Below are 19,155 nucleotides of genomic sequence, written 5' to 3'. Positions count from 1 at the left end.
CATCTAGTGCGGTTATGCCTAAATAGTGTGCAGGGCACCCTCAAAATCAGCCCTTTAGTCGATACCCTCGTTAACTTTCACACCAAGACGGGCAAGCATCCCTTCAAATTCGTCAGCATTGGACATTGCAAAGCCCATTTGCCAGGAGCCATTAGGCTTCCGCTGGATTACACATGGATAGCCCGTAGTCGTTGAGATGAGATCACTCAACCGGCGAACGTCTGCATCGTCTTTGGGGATGGAAACTGTCGGGACTGTCTTCTTCGTGCGCTTAGCAACCTCGGCGGCTATCACACGAACGCTCCAGTTCTTTTTAACTGCCTCGCTGCCGATTTTGAGTTGTGTCGCAGTGCAGGTAAGAGAGCAAAGTGGCCGGGCTTGAGTGCCGGATAGTTTCCCATTGGCGATAAGTTCGCGGACTGCAAAGCCAAGTGAAAGTAGCCGAATTGTATTGCTGATGTGCCCACGTGATTTCGAAAATTGGTCGGCAATTTGGTCGTGAGTCAGCCCAGTCTCTTGCAATTTCAAAGTAAGAGTTCGCCTCTTCTATGGGATTCAACCCCTCACGTTGGAGGTTTTCGGCCGCAGCAATAAAACGTGCTTGCTCAGGTGTGTAGTCACCAACGATGCAGCGCAGCTGGTGAATACCTGCCTTCTGGGCCGCTCGCCATCGCCGCTCTCCAGCGATGATCATGTAGCCAGTACCATCACGTTTAGCGACAACGACAAGCGGGATCGCATTGATCCTTGACTTGCGCATGCTCGCGCCAAGTTGGTCCATGCCCCTTTTATTGAACAGTTTGCGGTGCTGCCAAATGCCTGGCTCAAGCTGGTCAACGCCCAGAGTACGAAGCTCGGTTTTAACCTCGTCAATGCTAAAGACCGTCCAAGGGAGCGGTGCATTCTCTGGGGTAAAGGTCATTGATGTCATAGAAGGTCGGCTCCCCGAAACGGATACACGTGAATCATTACCCGAGGTGTGTATCGGATACACGACACCTTAACGGAATAAGCAGTCAGTTCAAGTAGATGCGCTACGCAATTGAAGCCCGAGCGTTGTAGCTGACTCCAATGCCTCCTTAGAGATCAGCCCGTGTTCTTTGCAGGGAACGAACCTGAGGATCAAGCCCCCCTCCTTTCCACGGACAGTAAATGGCACCGGGTGAGCTAAGTGTGATGGATCATCGTCCGGTAAAAAACCCGACCTGACACAAGCGTCGATAATCGGTTTGCACGCTGCCGCGACGCTTTCGTTATCTAAAAGAAGGTTTTCAGTGGTCACGTAGACCTCTTCAACATAAACCGGCCACGTTGTGGCTCCCTTCCACGCTGCAAAGGTACTGCGATTCTCCAATCGAAGAGCTTCAATCCGCTTTTGCCAGGTCTTCTTCAAACCAGTTGTCTTCGCGTCAAAGACTCTCAGCATTACATTCAGACCCAGCAATGATGCTCCTGTCAGTACAACAGTTAGCGCTCCGGTCTTCTCATCGTAGCTAAGGGAGTCGGAGCGACTTTCCATGTTCCTCGCCTGGACCTTCTTGAGTCGGGTCATAGCCTTGGATGGTTGCTTCGGTTGAGGTTTTGCCAGTTCTGGGCTTGGAAGCTTCAACTTGTTCCGGCCAGCTTCGTCAGGCTGCTGGGCCTCGATACGAGCCATGAATCGTGGATCGCTCGAAAATGCAGAACGATGGTTTGACCTACTCATGCAGCAGCTCCTGTTTTCGCATGCTGAAAGAGATAACGATCCAAATAAAAATTTCTCCCCTCTCGAAATAGTGCCGAAAACACCGCCCCGGCTCTCACTATTAGGTTATTCAAGAGGAATCCCTATGTACCGAATCCAGAGCGTCTGCCTTGTAGACGACGCCAAGGGCATGCAGAAACTCGGCAAGACACTGCTCGAAGCGCTCGGCTTGACAGTCCACGTTGCGAGCAATGGATACGAAGCGCTTCGTGTAATCCAGACCAATCAGCCTGATGCGTGCTTCATTGACATCGAAATGCCTGAGCTGGACGGCCTAAAGTTGGTCAGCATTTTGCGGGCTAACTCCAAGTTCAAAACCATGCCCATAGCTGTACTTAGTAGTGCGAGCTCACCCTTTGACCGCGAGAAAGGATTGCTTGCCGGCGCCAATCTTTACCTGACGAAACCCTTCAAGCAAAACATCCTGGCCGAGGCCATCTCCGAGCTGGAGGAATTGCATGCAGAATAATGCCAGCTTGGGAAACAACTGGTTTGTTGGCTACAGGGTCGGCGCCACCTATTGCCTAAGCCCCTCTTCATCGCTCCAGGCGGTTGTTGAGCTTCCCACCAACCTTGTTCAACTCCCAGGAACCAAGGCTTGGGTCATGGGTGTTGCAAAGCTGGGCAAGGAACTCACCCCGTATATCAACCTCCCCCATTTCTTGAATCTTCCGAATCTTGCTACTCAAAGCCAGAACAAGAAACAGGCTCCAGTCCTTATTCTGCGGGAGGTGCCGGAGGTTGGCAGCATCGCGTTGATGGTCGATGAGATCGTCAAGTTTGTTGCTACCAGCGACATCAGTGATGTGGAAGACCCCGAGTTTTCAGTTCCCCTTGGATTTGGCTCTTGTCTATGCGGGACAGTTCGAGCCCTTGATCGAGTTTGGGCACTGATTGACCTGTACACCCTTACAAACGACCAAAACCTTCACAAAATCGACCTGACCTGATCGGACTGACAATGAGCAACCAAAATACATTTGTTTCCATCACGGCCATTCTTCTTGCGGTTTGCGCGGCAGGTTCCGGTTGGGCCGGTTACAGCTACTACAAGGGTGAGAAAGCCGACCGTTTCTACCTGGCCGAAGCAGCCGCCCTGAACTCAGCCGCTATACAAGCCGTTTATGTATCAGAGCGTGCGGCTACAGATTCTTCGTACACACGGGAAATGGTGGGATTTGAAGATGAAGTAGAAAAACGCCTGGCTTTGTTGAGGTCTGGGGATAGCGTCAAAGGCATCCCTGGCCTGCCTGAGACCGCTCAGGGCGCTTTGCGCACGTTCCAGGAGTCATGGGACAGTGTTACTCCCAACATTGCCAAAATCGCCGGTAGCAAAAGCAACACAGAGGTTTTCACCAGGAACGTACAAGAGACCGTGCGTCAGGCTGCCACTGCAATGGCTAACGGTACTGACGCCCAACGCCTGGTGCAGATGCACTCTGGCGTTAGCAAATCTGCCAAGGAACAACTCAGCGAGGCATATTCTGATTTGTCTGAGGCAGTTGATCTGATAAGCCGAAATGGACCTGTTAACGCAGACAGCCTTCGTACCGCTGAAACTGCAATAGGCCAATACCTCGGCACCATGACGGCCGTTGGCAATAGCCTGCCTCGTGACAACTCAATTCTAGAGCCCCTACTGAAAAGCTATAGGGCTGCCCAGGCAACACAACGTGCGCTGGCGAAGACCCTGGAGTCGTCAACGAACACTGTCGAAAACCTCCCTCATGCACGTGAAATTTGGAAGATGCGGGATCGCATCACCGCAGCATCAACTGCACTACAAGTTTCGGTGACCGCACTGTCGGAGTCTCGACCAATTTCTGTTCTGGTTGTTGCCGGTGCCGGCTTGCTCACCATCATTGTTGCGCTAATGAGCTTTGTGGTTGTGATCCGTGCGACTGATTCACGGGCAAAAAACATCGACAGCCAGGGAAATTCGATTCAGGCAAGTCAGCGTGATCGAACCCATGCCCTACAAACACTGGTTACCGAAATCCGTCACGTGGCTAAAGGTGACCTCACCACAGTGCTTACGGATGACCGGGAGTCCACCAAAGAAATTGCTTCTGAATTGAACACGGCTTTCGGCCGGATTCGCGAAATTCTTTATGAAGCAAACAGCACAATCGTTGGTTTGGCCGCTGCTGCTGAGCAGACCCTAATGACCGCCCAGGATGTTGGCCGTGGCAGGGCGGAACAGTTTCAGGCGATCGAGCACGTAGTTGATCTGCTCACGAAACTTGGCCAATTCACCTCTGATGTTGAAACCCTAATCAGCAAGACCAAAGGTGTTTCTCTAGAGGTGGCCCACAAGGTCCAGTCCGGCACCGAATCGGTAAGCCAGGTGCACGAAGGCATCATCTTGCTCAACCAGCATAACTCGGGCATTCAACACCAGAGTAAGGCCCTCATTGAAAGCTTCCAGGCCCTTGAGGGAATTGCCAAAGTAGTTTCCTCGGTGGCCGAGAAGTCGGGATTGGTTTCTTACAATGCCTACTTGGTTGCCGAGCAGATCGACAATCCAGAGGTCTCTCGACGTATCACACGATCTGCCGAGGCCATGAGCAGCCTTGCGAACGAAAGTAAGGTCGCCGTTAACGACATCGCACTGCTTCTACGCACGATGAATGACGCCGCCCGCGATACTCAACATGCTGTTGATAATTCGCAGCGAGAGATCGAAAGCCTTCTCAATCGCTCGAACACAGCACAAGAATCCCTGGGCAGTATCAATCTGATAACCCAGACCCTGAACAACAGTGTTGAAGAGGTAAGTAATCACACCCAAGACCTGCGCCAGCAGTCTCAAGAGGTGAACAACACGATGAATACGATTCAGCGGTATGCCGTCGAAAACTCAGCTGCCAGCGAACAAACAGCAGCGGCAATTCAGGGTGTTAACAAAACCGCACAAGACCTCTCGCGCGTCATTGCACAGTGGAAGTTGCATAACTAATGGCGTTGGTAGCTGAACTTGAACGTCGAGCTGGTTGGGCCGGCATTATGGCTGCCCGCTACCTCATAGAAATCGACGCAAGTCGTGTCGATGCTTTTGAGATGGCGGTTGGCAGTTTTGCCAAGTCAATAGGCGAGACTAGCGAATCGTTGATGGCGCTTGCGGTTCGCCAGCAGCTTCCAGCGGCGTCCTGGGGGCGGCTTCTGCATCTGGCAACGAATCATGAAACCAAGTTCTTCCGCTACATTCCCGCCATTAACCTGATTGTCAGCCTGGCCGCCGTGCTGCCTGAACCTCGTATTGTCTCAGTCGGTTGCTCTACCGGCGAAGAGCCATACAGCATTGCAACATCGCTTAAACGAGCTGGGATTGACCGGTTTGCTGTTCACGGCACCGATATCTCAGAGACCTGCATTCAGCACGGGAAGGCCGGTATTTATTCCCCACATCCTGAGATTGGCAGTGACGTAGCTGTCTGCATAGGCGGCGGTAAAGTGAAATTCCGAGACGACATTCTCCAGAAGGTTTCATTTGAGCAGCACAATGTCGTTGGTGAGGCCCCGTTCGATTTTACGCGGCCAGACATTATCGTTACTCAGAACATGCTCATTTACTACCAGGTTCCAACCAGGCACCTGATCCTCTTTCGACTCGCGAGCATGCTGCCGGTTGGTGGCTTCCTGATCACTGGCCCTGTAGAGGACGCCGGCTGGAAGGCCCACGGTATCAACCGCGTTCCTAATCCCTACGCTTCGCTTTTCCAGAAGGTTTGAAATGGCCCAGCAACGAATTGCCCACATATCCTGGATTCGGCCTCCAATCGCCAAATCCGTTGACCAAGCAAAGCTGGCCATGGAGACATATGTAACCAAACGGCATGAGCACGCCAATCCTCCGGCCGGGGCTGAAATATCGTGGGTTGTAAATCGGAAGCATGATGCTGTCGAAGCTTTCGAAGCAATGGCCGGCATCATCGACCAAATCCACTGTGCGCTATCAACCGTAGAGTCGCCTGGTGGCTCTGCTCTTTCCTTGGAACTGCAAATTGTCTGTTCAAACATGCGCCAAGGGATTATTGGTCCGGAAGTTGAGGATCAAGCTCTAATCGCGGTTCAAAGCGGCTTGATGATGTTGCCTGGGTATCTAGGCATGGTGATTGGGGGCGCCCCAGATAGCCCAGGTATCCTTGCGAAATACATCAACGAAATCCGCGAGCTGCGCAAAGTACCCTTGCTTGCGGGGGAAGACCTTCTGCCTGCAAGCGTCGCGTTCGCATACGTCACGCCGCCCCATCAACTTCGCGATGTCTCCGACCTCGATGTAAGCGGAATTACTGCGAACGCCTCTACCGAATTCCAACAAGGGTTTGCCGAATACCTCAGTAGCCAAAGCCCAGATGCACTTTCGCGAATGCGCAAAGCCCTCCGCTCCCTCCAAGAGGTCACTCGTGACATCGAGGTCGGCTGCGCGTGGTGGGTCGGTGAGTGCCTACTTGAAGTGATAGGCATGGGCGGGATCAGAAGTAGCGGCACTACGCTGTCCAACATCCGAATGCTGTCTGTTGCTATTCAAAAGCAAGCTACGGCCGGCGAGAAGGCTGCTCATGACGCGCTTGGCGTAGAACGCTTCCGTACCATTCTCTACGCCCTAAGTATCACTACGCAGTCCTCTGCGGCGGTTACAGCGGCACTTAAAGTCTTTGGCGTTGGGAGGAACGTGGATTCAGACGCCTTGAAAGCTCTTCAAGAGCGCCTGGATGCGACACATGCTGCAAACCTGGGTGATGTGATACCGGAGCTTAAACCGCAGCTTGATACCGCAATGATCAGCTTCGGTCGAGCCTTGAGCGCTAAGACCCCAGCCGGTTTCGACACTCAAGTTACGGCCTGTCGAACTGCCTTGAGGGTCATTGGCAATGTCTTCTCAATGGTTCAAGAAGACGAACTCGCTGCCGCCGCAAACCTTACGCTGTCTCTACTCAAATCTGTGGATTCGTCTAATGACATCACCACTGATCTGACGGAGAAAGTGAAGAACCAAATCCTTTTTCTTGATCAGCGCCTGGATTCGTTGGAGGCAAATGACGCTGCGCGCGTTTTGTCTATCCAGGGTGTGTCAGCCGATGTGATCACGGCGGTTGTTAAGGAATCACTGAAAGAACTGATCGGTGTTCGCAAGCAGATTGCAATTCACGTTGGTAGCGGCTCAAACGATTTACAGTTGAAAACCAGTATTGAAGCCCTGAGCGCTACAGCCTCCGCCTTCGATTTCGCGGGAAACAAGTACATCGCGAATCTCATTTCTGGTGTGGCATACGGGCTTGTTGGCCTGGTCGATAATGGTCGGCTTGCAGAGACCGACCAATTGCAACTTGCGGCTCGTGCGCTTGTAACCATTGAAATGTACTTTGACGCTCTGGATCAGAAAACTGACGCCTGATGCCGGCTTACTAGAAAGGGCTGAGGCCGCTTTACACGATATGGGCGTCACTGTTGAACGTGTACAGCAGGTAAGCACTCATGAGCTGCTGGCGAAATTCAACCAGGCCCAGGAACAAAAGACAGAGGACATTCGCGAACCTCTTCTGATTGAGATTTTTGAGCTCCGGCCTAGTTTTGATGCAGTGCTGAGCAATCTTGACCTGCATAACCGCCCTCGCTATGAGGCCCTACATACAGCTTCAACCCGTCTTGCCATGGCCGCAGAACTGGTTGGCTTCCAAAATTTCGTAAAGCTATGCCTAGCCTTGGCTGCCTACGCCAAAGTCGCCCCAAACAACGTCAACGACCCGTCCTTCAACCAACACGAATCCCAAGAGCTTATTCGTGAAGCGTGCCAGATGGTTTTGCGCTGCATGGACGAATATGCCTCGCGAGGCGACATCACACTGTTCACTAAGACGGTCACTGATGAATTGCTTAAAGTCTGTGGCCCCTTGGTTTCGACCCAACGTGATGATCCGGTTGAAGCATCTGTCCTGATCGAGGAACCAGCGGTTCGAGAATATCCAGAAGGTTGCGATCCTGTGCTAATGAACATAGCCCGAATGGACTATGACGAGCACTTCGCAACGCTGATCAACTTCTGCGTGGGCACAGATCATTGCGTGACAGAGCCCCTATGCATTGCAGTCCATACGCTCACCGGGGTTTCAGGCTATACGAAGTGCTCAGTTCTTCACCGCGTCTTTGGTGCACTTGAGCAGAACCTTTTCGCCCACAAGGCGAACGAAAGTCACCTTAGCTCAGCCGATGTAGCCCTGCTCCACGAACTACTTTTGGAGACTAAGGCCTACCAGGAGGAATTCCCTTGGGTTACCGAAACAGAGCTTGGGGATGCGTGGGTTCAGATAGCCTCAACAATAGGCGTTAGCAAGACACCGGCGATGCTCCAGCAAGGTATCAGCCTGGATGCAAACGTGGCGTCTTTCAGCACTGATGTGGACGTTGAAGATGTACCCCCAATGGAAGCAGCTCAGTTTTCGCATGCGAAAACAATTTCTGAGCCCGATCTTGGTTATGCCAACACTCAGGTGCCTTCTCAGCAGCTTGTCAGCACACCTAAACCGACACACATGGCGGTAGCACCTGAGCCAGAAATTGAATACGACTTGGAGATGGCTACCTACTATCTCGATGACGCAAGTGAGGTGTTGCCTGTCCTCTCCACAAACGCGGCATCATTCCTTGATAACTTGGATGACTCCGAGTTACTGGCAAGCATCAAGCGCTCCATGCATACCCTCAAAGGGGCCGCGAGCATCGCAGAAGCACATGCCATTCGTGATCTGACACACCACATGGAATCGTTGTTTGACGCGGTAATGGCGGGCTTGATTGAGGCCGGCCCTGATTGCGCAACCCTGCTTGGTGTGGTCCTGAGTGCGATTGAGCACATGACCGCAGATATCCGTATTAATCGGGGCTACAACAGGCCTGCGGTATTGATTGATTTCGTCGAAGAATGTTGCGAGTTGAATCGGATTGATCTGACCGACCTTCACGCTCGCCATTCCAAGGAAGACGAAGTAATCGCTATGCCTACCGCCCCATCTGCATCTGAGCCAGATGTTGAGTTTGATGCGGCGAACTCAGCCGCACCTGGTGCGCGGGTCGTAGAAACGGTGCAGAAGGCACTGCCAGAGAATCCGCAGCCTGACGGTACTGAGAGCACTGGTTCAGGTGTTCGTAGAGGTTCGCGAGGTGGCCGCCGTAAGGCCCTGCGCAAAGCGCATCAAGCAGCCCTTGGAGCGGCACAAGCTGACGGCGAATCAGTTGAAACTACTGATGAAATTAGCCAAACCTTGGATGTAGTGGCATTGCCGGAAAATGCAGCGGTTGCAAAACCTCACATCGAAACGATGGCCATTGAACCCGAGGCAACTGTACCAGTCACTCCAGAACCTGTAGCTGTAAGCACGAAGGCAATCGATCTGCCAAAAGTCCAGGTTGTTGAGTTACGTCAGCGCCAAGAGCCAGAGGCAAAGCCGGGGCTCAATGCAGAGAATATAACCCTGGCAGAGCAGTTGAACCGAGAAAGTTCGGTAGAGCGTCGAGACATCACCAGTTCGTCTGTTCTCTCGATGCTTGCCCGCATAGAGGCAAATGCAACGCAGGAAAGCAGCTCACAACGCCGGCGAGTAACAACTGAGAAAATCAAAGTTGACCAACGCCTTCTTGAAAACTCCATTGAGATGGCAAGCGAGTTAAGTGCGACTCGACATCGGCAACAGGCACAGCACGAAGAGTTGATGCTTTCACTATGGGCGATTCGTGAGCGCCTATCGCTGCACCACCTGAGCCAGAAGAAGTTCACCTCTTCCCTGCGTGGCTACATCAACCGCCCCACTGTTAGCCAGGAAAACGATGGCGAGGAATTGCAGCTTGAGCGCTTCAACCACCTCAGTGCCATGAACGTGCAGAACGGGGTTCAAATCGAAACCATTCTTCAAGAAGTCGAAGAGGTTATCGAACAAGGGCAAACAATCCTTGCTTCCTTCAAGCACCAGGCTCAGCTGGTTGGTAACTTGCAGCGCGATCTTATGGACTCACGCCTCGTACCATTCAAGAACATCCGGCAGGCATTACAGAAGGTGGTTGACACCACGTCCCAAGCCCTCCGTAAGCCATTGCAGATTGAGTTCCACGGCTCAGACACCATCATGGACAAGGTGCTGTTGGAGCGCGTAAGTGACCCGCTTACCCATGTGCTCAAGAACGCTATCGACCATGGGTTTGAAACTCAAAGTGAACGCCTGGCTGCTGGTAAACCAGCCCAAGGTTGTTTGGAAGTGTCGGTTCTGCGCCGCGCCAAGACTGTGAGCATTACAGTTACTGATGACGGGCGTGGTATTGATCCTCAGAAAATCCGAGCGAAGGCACTTGAGAAAGGTCTGATTAGCCCCGACGACAAGTACACCGATCGTGAGCTGGTTCATATGATCACTTTGAGTGGCTTCACTACCACTACGATAGTTTCTCAGATCAGTGGCCGTGGTGTGGGCATGGATATCGTCAAAGCCGCAGTGGAACAAGTAGGCGGCCAACTTCGAATCGAATCCGTGGTCGGTAAGGGCAGTACATTTACAATGGAACTGCCATTCACCATTGGGGCGAACCGCGCGATGGTCTGCAAGGCAGGCACACAGTGGTTTGCAATCCCTTGCTACACCATTACTCAAATCATCAGTTCGGATCGCTCCGCGCTTGACGCACAGCGTCGCCAAAAAGGGCATGCCATCATTGATTACGACGGTGAAGGCTACAATGTAGTGAGTCTGGCTGATTTGATCGCTATGCCCGATCTCAAACTACAGTCCGTGCCATCAGGTTCTACGACTTTGCTGCTTTGTTCACATGGTGATACCCGGATCGCGATCGAAGTTGATAAAGACTGCTCGATGCCAGAGATTCATGTGAAGAAGCTCGGCGGTATCCTTTCGCGCCTGAAAGGTGTTATCGGCGAGACTGAAATCCATGACGGCTCGCCAGTGCTGGTCCTTGATGTCATGGAGATGGCCCGCTACAACCTCACGATGACTGACAAGGGATACGAAGTCCGCTTGAACAGGATCAGGAGCCAGCGTCGTGAACAGAAGCCCCTGGCGTTCATTGTTGATGATGCGAGCAGCTACCGCACATTGCTTTCTCAGCATTTTGAGGCCCGTGGATTCAACGTGGCACTTGCGCGAGATGGTCAGAATGCCCTCGATATGCTGCCCCTGGAGCGCATGCCGGACGTGGTAATCGTCGATCTCGAAATGCCCCGCTTAGATGGGTTTGGCCTTACAACAGCCCTTCGAGCACGCCGTGAATTCGACATCGTACCCATCATCATGCTCACGACGAGAACCGGGTTGGAAGAACGTGCCTACAACGCTGGAGTCAGTTATTTCTTGAATAAGCCCTACAACTCTAAGGCCTTGGATGAAGCAGTATCAAAAGCATTGCCCGGCCGCATCCTGGATGCAGCAGTATGAAGGTCCGCGTTGGGGTGATCAGCACAAATAGCGGTCAGCGAGACCTTATGGTTGCGTTGCTTGAACCTGTTTTCGGGGACGTTCTTGCATACGATGAGAGCCATATTGAGAGTGGCGAGCTCAGTAAAACAAGGGTTCACATTCTCATTGTGGATTTTTGCGATCCAGCTGTATTGGAGTCCGATGAAGTCACTGAGGTCATCGGCCAGGAAGAGCCAGTATGCATATTCAATGACAAACTGCTTCAACCAATGTGCGAAGGGTCTAGACGTGGTTGGCGTAGGAAAATTGTCGAAGAAATACGCAAAGCCGTTCCAGACTTCGCTGAGAAGATTGCTTCGCCTGATGATGACAACTCTAAAGCTGGAAAGAATGACATCTGGGTTGTCGGTGCGAGCTCAGGTGGTCCAAAGGCTGTGCGCGAACTGTTGGAGCATTTACCGTCATTGCCAATAACCATCATCCTCGTCCAGCACATGGCCTTAGCTGCCTTTCCTTCTCTGGTTGCCAGAACGAGTGAAGCTACCTCTGTTTGGACGGTGGTGCCAGCGGAGGAAGGCATTGCGGTCAACCTGAGAAACATCATTGTTGTACCCCAAGACATGCAGGTCGGCGTTGTAGGCGGACGGTTAGTCACCATGCCCAATTCGAGTCAACAAAGCGTCAATCCCTCGATAAATGCAACGATCCGCACCTTGTACAAAACTACCAAATCTAAGATTGGCGTCATGATCCTCACAGGTATGGGAGATGACGGAGCTGCTGCTGTTAAGGAGCTCCAGAGCAAGCTTACCTTTGTGATGGCGCAAGATGCAGAAACATCGGCTGTACCATCAATGCCTAACGCAGCTCGGGCGACCGGTTGCGTTAATCTGTCAGGCAGCCCTGTTGCACTGGCAGCTGAGCTAGCCAGAATGTATGGTCATGGCAGTAAGTAACAGACCGGGTAGGGCCGCGCCCTGCCCTACTCTGCTATAGCCTTGGCCACCGCAACAGCCTGATCTATAAAGCATTTGTCAGCGCTATCCCTGAGAACTCCGTAGGCCCCAGGGCAATTGCGATCCATCAGGTCTCGTAAGAATCTTGCTTGCGCCACCTCGTCTCTGGGGAACTCAACCTCATGAAATGAGGCCCGCCCAACTGTTGAAGGCCCGAGCTTGGTGGTTACTTCTATCAAGCCATTGCCAAGTGTTGTTGCGAACTGACGAATTAGATTTGTCGTTGAGACTTGGACGCTGCTCATGGTTCACCCTCTTGAAGACCAGTTAAATCATATTGCTGATTGACTGGTGTCAGAGGCCTAAAAAGTTTTCGCATGCGAAAACCCATGCAAAGAAAAAGGGCGCATTGCGCCCTTTCTTCGTTTGGGGAATCATCAAGAGCAAGGCATGCTCGGCTCACACATACCCATGATTTCGTCATAGGTCTTGCAGCAAACGACAGGAACCCACCAGACGTAGGTGTAGATTTCCTCCAATGACATGTTTCCCATGCGAACACCGCTGTTGAGCATTGCGCTCCCTGCGCCAAAACCAACTGTGACGTGAGGTGATGTCTGCTGCAACTTGCCAATTGAAATTGACGCATCGAATGGCAGGCTTCCAACTGCGAAGCGGGAGACATGGAGAGCCCGGTAGGCTGCTACCCCGGCCGCGATTGCTGCGTTGTCGTTGTGGTGTGCCATCTGGCGCGGATACAACGGCCCCCACTCTGTGCCCACACACGTCTCGCTTCCGTCCATTTGAAACATAGAGGCAAAGGAACTGCATTGGACCGCTGATAGCTGGGACGCTCTTGTGATATCGCGACAGCCCGTGCTCCATGTGGGATCAGTTTCTGTTGTGTACAACAGCTTGGGGAAACAGTCCGGAAGATTCTCGTTAAGCTGGTCCGTGGCCTTCTGCATCATCTGGTCTGTCGCTTGGCCGCAGACGCCCTTGCTATCCATACTCGGATTCGCTTCTTGGCGCGCAGCATCAACACCGCACATTTTGCAGCCCTGATACATCATTGCCATATCCACGGCCCAGTCAGGTATCTCCCAAAGCCTGACCTGCATCGATGTGTAGTCGTTGTTGTCCGTGCCTGTAGAAAGAATGCTGCCCGTGTCGCTGCCCATCGCCGCATCACCTCCGCCCTTAATGACCTCGCACAGGACCACCGGCTGATAGTGGGAAACAATGTAATAGTCGGTGCAGTAGTAGCAACAGGAGCTGAATACTTTGTATTCGAGTGTTGCAGGATCAATCGACAAGAGGGTCGCGATACTGGCGTCAAAGGCTCTTGCCTTCTCACTTTTGACGCCGAGGCCTGCCCCGCTGGCAATAGCAGCTGCCGTGGATAGCTTCATGAAGCCACGGCGAGTCAAGTTGAGTTGCATGTGGTGATTCCTAAAGGCCTGATACTCCTAATAGTGCTGCGCAAGGCATCAAAACTAGCGTTAGTTCAGCGAAATGCACATATTGGGGTAAGCGATACTGATAGCCGGCTCCATCGCATCGGCCAGCCCCTCATGGGTTGTAGGGTCCATCACGTGGCAAGCAAGGTCTCCATCAGAAATGTTCACCATGCAAACAACCCGCTCACTCTCGTTGATCGGTGATCTTGCAGTGATGTAGGCGCCATCTGGGCTTACGTATGCCGTAAGCCGGCAGCGCTTACTGGCGTGCTCGATGTCGGAAACTGGAGGGGCAATTGCTACCGATGCCCCTGAAATGCTCTCGTAATGGTTGTGCTGAACCTCGATACGAAGATCACCTACATTTGCCGCGCCTTGGTCCTGCCAGAGTTCGCCCTGAAACTGGAACCTGGCCTCGCTGGAATCCGAGATCAGATGCCCAGTGCTCAACACCATTTCGAACGCTCGCATTACGAGGCTCTGAGCATCTGCTACCGATAAGCCTGGAATATGTTCAAATTGAAGAACACCATTGAGATTTATGGGCACACTAAAAGTGCCACTCGTTTGAGCGTTAGCCATCTGCAAACTCCTTTAAGATGGTCATAAGATAATTTCTCGGTGTCTGTGTCAGAGCACCGATTCTCTTTTCCGGAGTGATCAAGTGAGTTCTGTAACGATGGGCCTGCTGGGTGCCGTTATCATCATTGGGGCAGTTTTTCTTCTCTGGTTTGGCCGGCTTCAAGAGCGAGCGAATATTGCGGTCCATCATGAGGGGGCAAACGAACCGGATGCCGGCCAAAATGAAGGTCTTGCCTTCAATCCCTATAACTTGAAGCTTGGGGCCCCCGACTCAGCTATTCGGCGGGTTCAAGAACCAATCGAAGATTTACAAGACGAAATTGAGTCCTCTTCTGCCAGTGCCGAAACACCTGCCACTCTGGAGGCGCCATTGGAAGATTGTCCAATGGCGGGAGTGAATCTCTCTATTGCACAAGACCTGGCAATGGTCGGTGATTTCGAGGGTGTTACGGAGGTGGCTGCTCTTGTGCTCGAATCCCCTCTGGCGTCTTTGAGGCAAAAGATCAAAGCTAAAGAGCTGGTTCGACAGACAACAGCTGCGTAATCAGAACTCATGCTATCCCTCAGAGTACATTCAACCAGGTGGCAGACCACTCAGCTTGTGTAAGCAGTTACCACAGGTCCGCTAATGCGTCGGCCAGATCGCTCTCCCGTAGTTTCTGGATGGCTTTCAACTCGATCTGGCGGACCCGCTCAATACTGACGCTGAACTGTTCTGACAGCTCCACGAGCGTCTTCTGCTCAGCACCACCAATACCGTAGCGATGCAGCAACACCGTTTTCTCGCGATCGTTCAGCACCTTACCAATGGCATCGCTCACAAACGCAGCCGTATCTTCAACAATCAGGTCTTCTACAAAATCCCCATTCTCGTCCGCGACATGATCATGGATACCTTCGGCTTCGCCTGATTCCGAAGTGAACGCACTGTCCATCGACACAGCATTTCGATAATTCACGAAGTACACCAGGTTCGCGACATCTTCCAAGCCGAGCCCGGTGGCAGCTGAAAGGGTTTCATGCGACGCGTTAGGTGTTTCTCGCAGCAAGCTCCTGATCGCCGCCAACTGGGAATGCGACCCCTCAGGTAGGCGAATTAGGTCTTGTTTCGCCAGATCACGCAAAATGCTTTGGCGAATCCAGGTCGTGGAGAAGGTTGAGAATCGCAATCCCATGTCGGGCGCAAATCGCTGTATTGCCCTCATCAACCCGAATTGCCCAGCAGATCGCACTGCGGACATATCATCAGCAAAACGATAGTCACGAGCGATAGTCTCAACCATCCGGACGTTCGCGGCGGCAAAGGACGCAACACTGGCATCCAGGTCACGATTCGTCAGCCAGAAATCATCCCAAGACTGGAGCATTTGAGTCACTGGCACATCAGCATTGCTGGCTAGCTCAATGAGTCCCTTCTGGTGGTCAATAAGCGCTTCGCGGAAGGCCTTGCGAGCTTTTGCGGGGAACAGGCTAGCCTCATAGCCACCAGCGTGCAGGCAGGCCGCATAGAGGGTAGGGGAGACCCAGTTCCAACATACCACTCGATGTGCAGCACGAGGCTTGATTCGTAGTTCTGAGGCAACGAATCGCACCAAATCTCGGCAACGCTTGTTCATCTCTTCGCAACGGGCCTTGAACTCCGAGGATGCTTGGTTCAACAGGTAGTCGTAAGGCAAAATTTCGCATAGTGCTGAACGCAGCGCCTCTATAGCGCATGTATTAAACAGATCGGTTTCTGCGTTGCACGAGGCATTTGCTCGAACGTCAGCCAGGCAAGCAAGGATGTTATTCACCTTGTCGCGAATGCCGGCTGCGAACTCATGATTCGGAACGGTTCCGATCCGAATCCAGCGGCCGTTCATGTTAATCATCTGGGCCGATCGTTCCGCATTATCGGAAGAGGTGATCGCCGCCAGAATGTTATGAGCCAGTCGCTCTACAACGCCGCAATCCGCTGCCATTGCACCAAGTAGGCGTAGGCTGAGCATCTTGATCCGGAATCCAAGCGCAATCTCTTGTTCATGGTTCAAGAGCGGCCGAGCTGGGTCCAGGACTGGCAGCCCAGGGATGCTGCCTGGCATTTCAAAACCAACAGGCTTGAGGTTGGCTGCTGCATCAGTCTGATGCTGAAAAGCTTGTGCTTGAGTGCTCATCTGGAAACCCTCTGACAATCCGGGAATGAATTCGATGGGCCTATCTTCATTCCCTTTAGGCGGTGTCAGATGCCTCGCTTCGCAGAAATCTGTAGCTTTTCCGGGCCGAGCAAACCCAGGTTTTGTTTTCGCATGCGAAAACAAAACCTGGTTAAAGAATGATCATTTCAGTTGAGGCTAGATGGGGGGCAGTGGGTGGGAACCTACGCACAGAGTTATCCACAAATGGTGTGCATAATGTTGGCGCTGATGGAAAATTGACCCACCCTGCCGATTGAAATTTGACCCAGGGCGGATTGCTGATTTCTGCATCAGCAACTGTGGATAAGTCTATCAGCGCAGCTGCTCTTAATCCCCCCTCCGTCGATAGCCCAGTTCAGTTGTTTAAGACCTGCCACATGCAGTCATGCAGCAGGTCACCCTCTCGACATGCTCAGAACGGCTCGTCGTCCTCCGGCCGCTGGTCGCCCTTAGGTTTTCGTTCGCGTGCTTTGATCTTCGCCTGGGCCGCCAAGCTGCTGTGTTGCAAGCGGTAGGACTCGTTGCCCGTTTCGACGATGTGGCAGTGGTGGGTCAGCCGATCCAGCAGGGCTGTGGTCATCTTGGCGTCGCCGAACACACTCGACCATTCGGCGAAGCTCAGGTTGGTGGTGATCACCACGCTGGTGTGTTCGTACAGCTTGGACAGCAGGTGAAACAGCAGAGCACCACCGGCCTGGCTGAAGGGCAGATACCCTAGCTCGTCGAGGATGATCAGATCCATGCGCAGCAGTGCCTGGGCGATGCGCCCGGCCTTGCCGTCGTGCTTCTCGCGCTCCAGCAGATTGACTAGGTCAACCGTGGAGTAGAAGCGCACGCGCTTGCCGTGCAGGGTGATGCCGGACACGGCCAGCGCGGTGGCCAGGTGGGTCTTGCCGGTGCCCGGTCCGCCGATCAGCACCAGGTTCTGGGCGGTGTCGGTAAAGGCCAGGCTGGCCAGCTCTTTGATCAGGCGTGCGTCGGCGCTGGAGGAGCTGAAGTCGAAGCCGGCCAGATCGCGGTGCATCGGCAGCTTGGCCATGTTCATCTGGTGGCTCACCGAGCGCATGGCGCGATCTGTGTGCTCCTGTTGCAGCAGGTGTTCGAGCAACCATCTGGAGGACGCCGTTGCCGACTCGCCCTGGGCGATCAACTCCGCCCAGGCAGTGGCCATGCCGTGCAGGCGCAGTTCCTTGAGTTCAGCCATAAGATCACGCATGACCGATTTCCTCGGCATGGCTACGCAGGAGGTCGTAGCGCGCCGTGTTGGCGACGGGGGCTTCCTTGAGCGGCAAGTGGGTTTCGACGGTGGGCGGCGGTTCGCTCGATGTCAGCCGCGCCACGACATTGAGGATGTGTTCGGCGCTCAGGCTGCCGCTCTCAAGCACCAGCTCAACAGCCACCAGCACCGCATCGAGCCCGGCGACCGGTACGGCGGCCAGGACTTGCGCCATGATCCGGTCACCGCCGGCATGCCGCCCCAGGCCGTGCCTGAGCCGACGCAGCGGCGCTGGCAGATCGGCAAAGGGCGCGCCGTTGCGCAGCGCGCCGGGCTTGCGCTCAATCAGCGGGATGTAGTGCTGCCAGTCATAGCTGACCTGGTCGCGATCCAGTAAACGCGCATGGCTGGCAATCAACAGGTCATCGGCCACCACCTCAATCCGGGTCGGATACAGGCGGCTGCTGACCCACCGGCCGGCGCGCTCACAGGGCACCGAGTAGCGGTTGCGCCCCACGCTGACCAGGCAGGTACTGGAAACCCGCGCCGCACGCTCGACGTAACCGTCGAAGGCCGTGGGCATGGGCATCATTTCGGCCCGCTCCAACTCCAGCACCTCGGCCACACTGAGCCCGCCGTACTGCGGGTGCGCCAGCTCGCTCCAGAGTGCGCGGCAGCGCTGGCCGAGCCAGGCATTGAGTTCTTCGAAGGAGTGAAATTGGCCGTCCTGGGCGTCGAGCCAGATGCGTCGCCGGCTGTCTTGCACGTTCTTCTCGACGATGCCCTTTTCCCAGCCCGAGGCGACGTTGCAGAAGTCCGGGTCGAACAGGTAGTGCGCACACATCACCGCGAAACGCGCATTCACCGTGCGGCCTTTGCCCTTATTGACCTTGTCGACGGCCGTCTTCATGTTGTCGTAAATACCCCGGCGCGGCACGCCGCCCAAGGCGCTGAACGAGCGCGTATGCGCGTCGAACAACATCTCGTGGCCTTGGCTCGGATAAGCCACCAGCCAGAATGCACGGCTGGCGCAGAGCTTCAGGTGCGCCACCTGCATACGCCGGTAAATGCCGCCGATCAGCAAACCCTCTTCGCTCCAGTCGAACTGAAACGCCTCGCCCAGCGCAAAGGTCAGCGGCACAAAGGCGTGCAACGCCTTGCCCTGCTCCCCGCGCCAGGCACGGATAAACGCGGTGAGCTGGCTGTAGCCACCGTCGTACCCCTCGGCCTTGATTTGCGCCAACAGCGCCTTGGCACTGCGCCGCTGTTGCTTGGAACGCAGCGAGTCGGCCTTCAGCGCCTGCTCCAGCGTGGCGTGAAAAGCACTGAGCTTGTTGAATACCGCCCGGCGCTGGTACGCCGGCTGCTTCGCCTCGGGTGCTCTGACCCATTTGCGAATGGTGTTGCGCGCCAACCCGGTGCGCTTGGTTATCTCATGCAGCGACAGCTTGTCGCGAAAATACATCCGGCGAATTTTGCCCATCATTTCCATACTGATCACCCTGTGTTCTCCTGCTCAGAAATTGAGCAGAAGCAGTTGAACACCTGGGTCAGTTTTCAGTCGGCAGAACAGCCTCTACTGGGTCAGTTTTCGGTCAGCGGCA

15 protein-coding genes and 2 pseudogenes are annotated in these 19,155 nt (G+C 53.9%); 8 read left to right on the top strand and 9 right to left on the bottom strand.

All coding sequences use genetic code 11. The features are described 5' to 3' along the window. Window positions 1-54 precede the first annotated feature (54 nt). The 4 genes and pseudogenes from AC0T4W_RS00085 to AC0T4W_RS00070 form a co-directional block, all read right to left on the bottom strand. The gene (locus tag AC0T4W_RS00085; RefSeq protein ID WP_476315020.1) at window positions 55-294 is read right to left on the bottom strand and encodes a hypothetical protein; all 240 of its coding nucleotides are present in this window, start codon (window positions 292-294) and stop codon (window positions 55-57) included. A 33-nt stretch (window positions 295-327) separates the two neighbouring features. Continuing rightward, a pseudogene (locus AC0T4W_RS00080) lies at window positions 328-522 on the bottom strand (ParB/RepB/Spo0J family partition protein); the annotation flags it as partial. Window positions 523-532: 10 nt separating this feature from the next. Then, window positions 533-922: pseudogene (locus tag AC0T4W_RS00075) on the bottom strand (ParB/RepB/Spo0J family partition protein); the annotation flags it as partial. A 99-nt stretch (window positions 923-1,021) separates the two neighbouring features. Then, entirely contained in the window at window positions 1,022-1,657 is a 636-nt protein-coding gene (locus AC0T4W_RS00070) for a hypothetical protein (RefSeq protein WP_476314439.1), read from the bottom strand. On the opposite strand from AC0T4W_RS00070, the gene AC0T4W_RS00065 reads away from it, so the two are divergent. From AC0T4W_RS00065 to AC0T4W_RS00035, 7 genes are read left to right on the top strand one after another with little or no spacing between them, the layout of a single operon-like run. Next, window positions 1,656-2,213: a response regulator gene (locus AC0T4W_RS00065; RefSeq protein WP_476314436.1), complete on the top strand. Its 558-nt coding sequence runs from the start codon at window positions 1,656-1,658 to the stop codon at window positions 2,211-2,213. The two genes, AC0T4W_RS00070 and AC0T4W_RS00065, sit on opposite strands and share 2 nt — an antisense overlap. Continuing rightward, entirely contained in the window at window positions 2,203-2,694 is a 492-nt protein-coding gene (locus AC0T4W_RS00060; protein WP_476314434.1) for a chemotaxis protein CheW, read from the top strand. Before AC0T4W_RS00065 ends, AC0T4W_RS00060 begins: the two co-directional genes overlap by 11 nt. A gap of 11 nt (window positions 2,695-2,705) precedes the next feature. Continuing rightward, window positions 2,706-4,703, top strand: coding sequence for a methyl-accepting chemotaxis protein (locus AC0T4W_RS00055; protein ID WP_476314432.1), 1,998 nt, complete (start codon window positions 2,706-2,708; stop codon window positions 4,701-4,703). Between the two features lie 47 nt (window positions 4,704-4,750). After that, window positions 4,751-5,476: a CheR family methyltransferase gene (locus AC0T4W_RS00050; RefSeq protein ID WP_476314429.1), complete on the top strand. Its 726-nt coding sequence runs from the start codon at window positions 4,751-4,753 to the stop codon at window positions 5,474-5,476. 1 nt (window position 5,477) lies between these two features. Beyond that, window positions 5,478-7,142, top strand: coding sequence for a FimL-related protein (locus tag AC0T4W_RS00045; protein ID WP_476314426.1), 1,665 nt, complete (start codon window positions 5,478-5,480; stop codon window positions 7,140-7,142). Continuing rightward, entirely contained in the window at window positions 7,111-11,181 is a 4,071-nt protein-coding gene (locus AC0T4W_RS00040) for a hybrid sensor histidine kinase/response regulator (RefSeq protein ID WP_476314423.1), read from the top strand. The genes AC0T4W_RS00045 and AC0T4W_RS00040 overlap by 32 nt, the downstream gene beginning before the upstream one ends. Before the next feature lie 47 nt (window positions 11,182-11,228). Further along, window positions 11,229-12,119, top strand: coding sequence for a chemotaxis protein CheB (locus AC0T4W_RS00035; RefSeq protein ID WP_476314420.1), 891 nt, complete (start codon window positions 11,229-11,231; stop codon window positions 12,117-12,119). Between the two features lie 437 nt (window positions 12,120-12,556). Here the strand turns inward: AC0T4W_RS00035 and AC0T4W_RS00030 are convergent, their stop codons facing one another. Then, complete coding sequence (locus AC0T4W_RS00030) at window positions 12,557-13,561, bottom strand: twin-arginine translocation signal domain-containing protein (RefSeq protein ID WP_476314418.1); 1,005 nt, start codon at window positions 13,559-13,561, stop codon at window positions 12,557-12,559. 60 nt (window positions 13,562-13,621) lie between these two features. Beyond that, window positions 13,622-14,161: a hypothetical protein gene (locus tag AC0T4W_RS00025; RefSeq protein WP_476314415.1), complete on the bottom strand. Its 540-nt coding sequence runs from the start codon at window positions 14,159-14,161 to the stop codon at window positions 13,622-13,624. 82 nt (window positions 14,162-14,243) lie between these two features. Here AC0T4W_RS00025 and AC0T4W_RS00020 point away from each other — a divergent pair, with 82 nt between their 5' ends. Then, entirely contained in the window at window positions 14,244-14,705 is a 462-nt protein-coding gene (locus AC0T4W_RS00020; protein ID WP_476314413.1) for a hypothetical protein, read from the top strand. 67 nt (window positions 14,706-14,772) lie between these two features. On the opposite strand, the gene AC0T4W_RS00015 is transcribed toward AC0T4W_RS00020, so the two are convergent. From AC0T4W_RS00015 to istA, 3 genes are all read right to left on the bottom strand, one after another. After that, window positions 14,773-16,314, bottom strand: coding sequence for a sigma-70 family RNA polymerase sigma factor (locus AC0T4W_RS00015; RefSeq protein WP_476314410.1), 1,542 nt, complete (start codon window positions 16,312-16,314; stop codon window positions 14,773-14,775). Window positions 16,315-16,747: 433 nt separating this feature from the next. Further along, window positions 16,748-17,551 (bottom strand): IS21-like element ISPst3 family helper ATPase IstB, encoded by an 804-nt coding sequence (gene istB / locus AC0T4W_RS00010; protein WP_476314408.1) that lies wholly within the window; start codon window positions 17,549-17,551, stop codon window positions 16,748-16,750. After that, window positions 17,544-19,043: an IS21 family transposase gene (gene istA, locus AC0T4W_RS00005; RefSeq protein ID WP_476315011.1), complete on the bottom strand. Its 1,500-nt coding sequence runs from the start codon at window positions 19,041-19,043 to the stop codon at window positions 17,544-17,546. Before istA ends, istB begins: the two co-directional genes overlap by 8 nt. Window positions 19,044-19,155 lie beyond the last annotated feature (112 nt).

It is taken from the genome of Pseudomonas sp. C7.1, from assembly GCF_056312395.1.
This window is presented reverse-complemented; position numbering and strand designations above follow the sequence as displayed.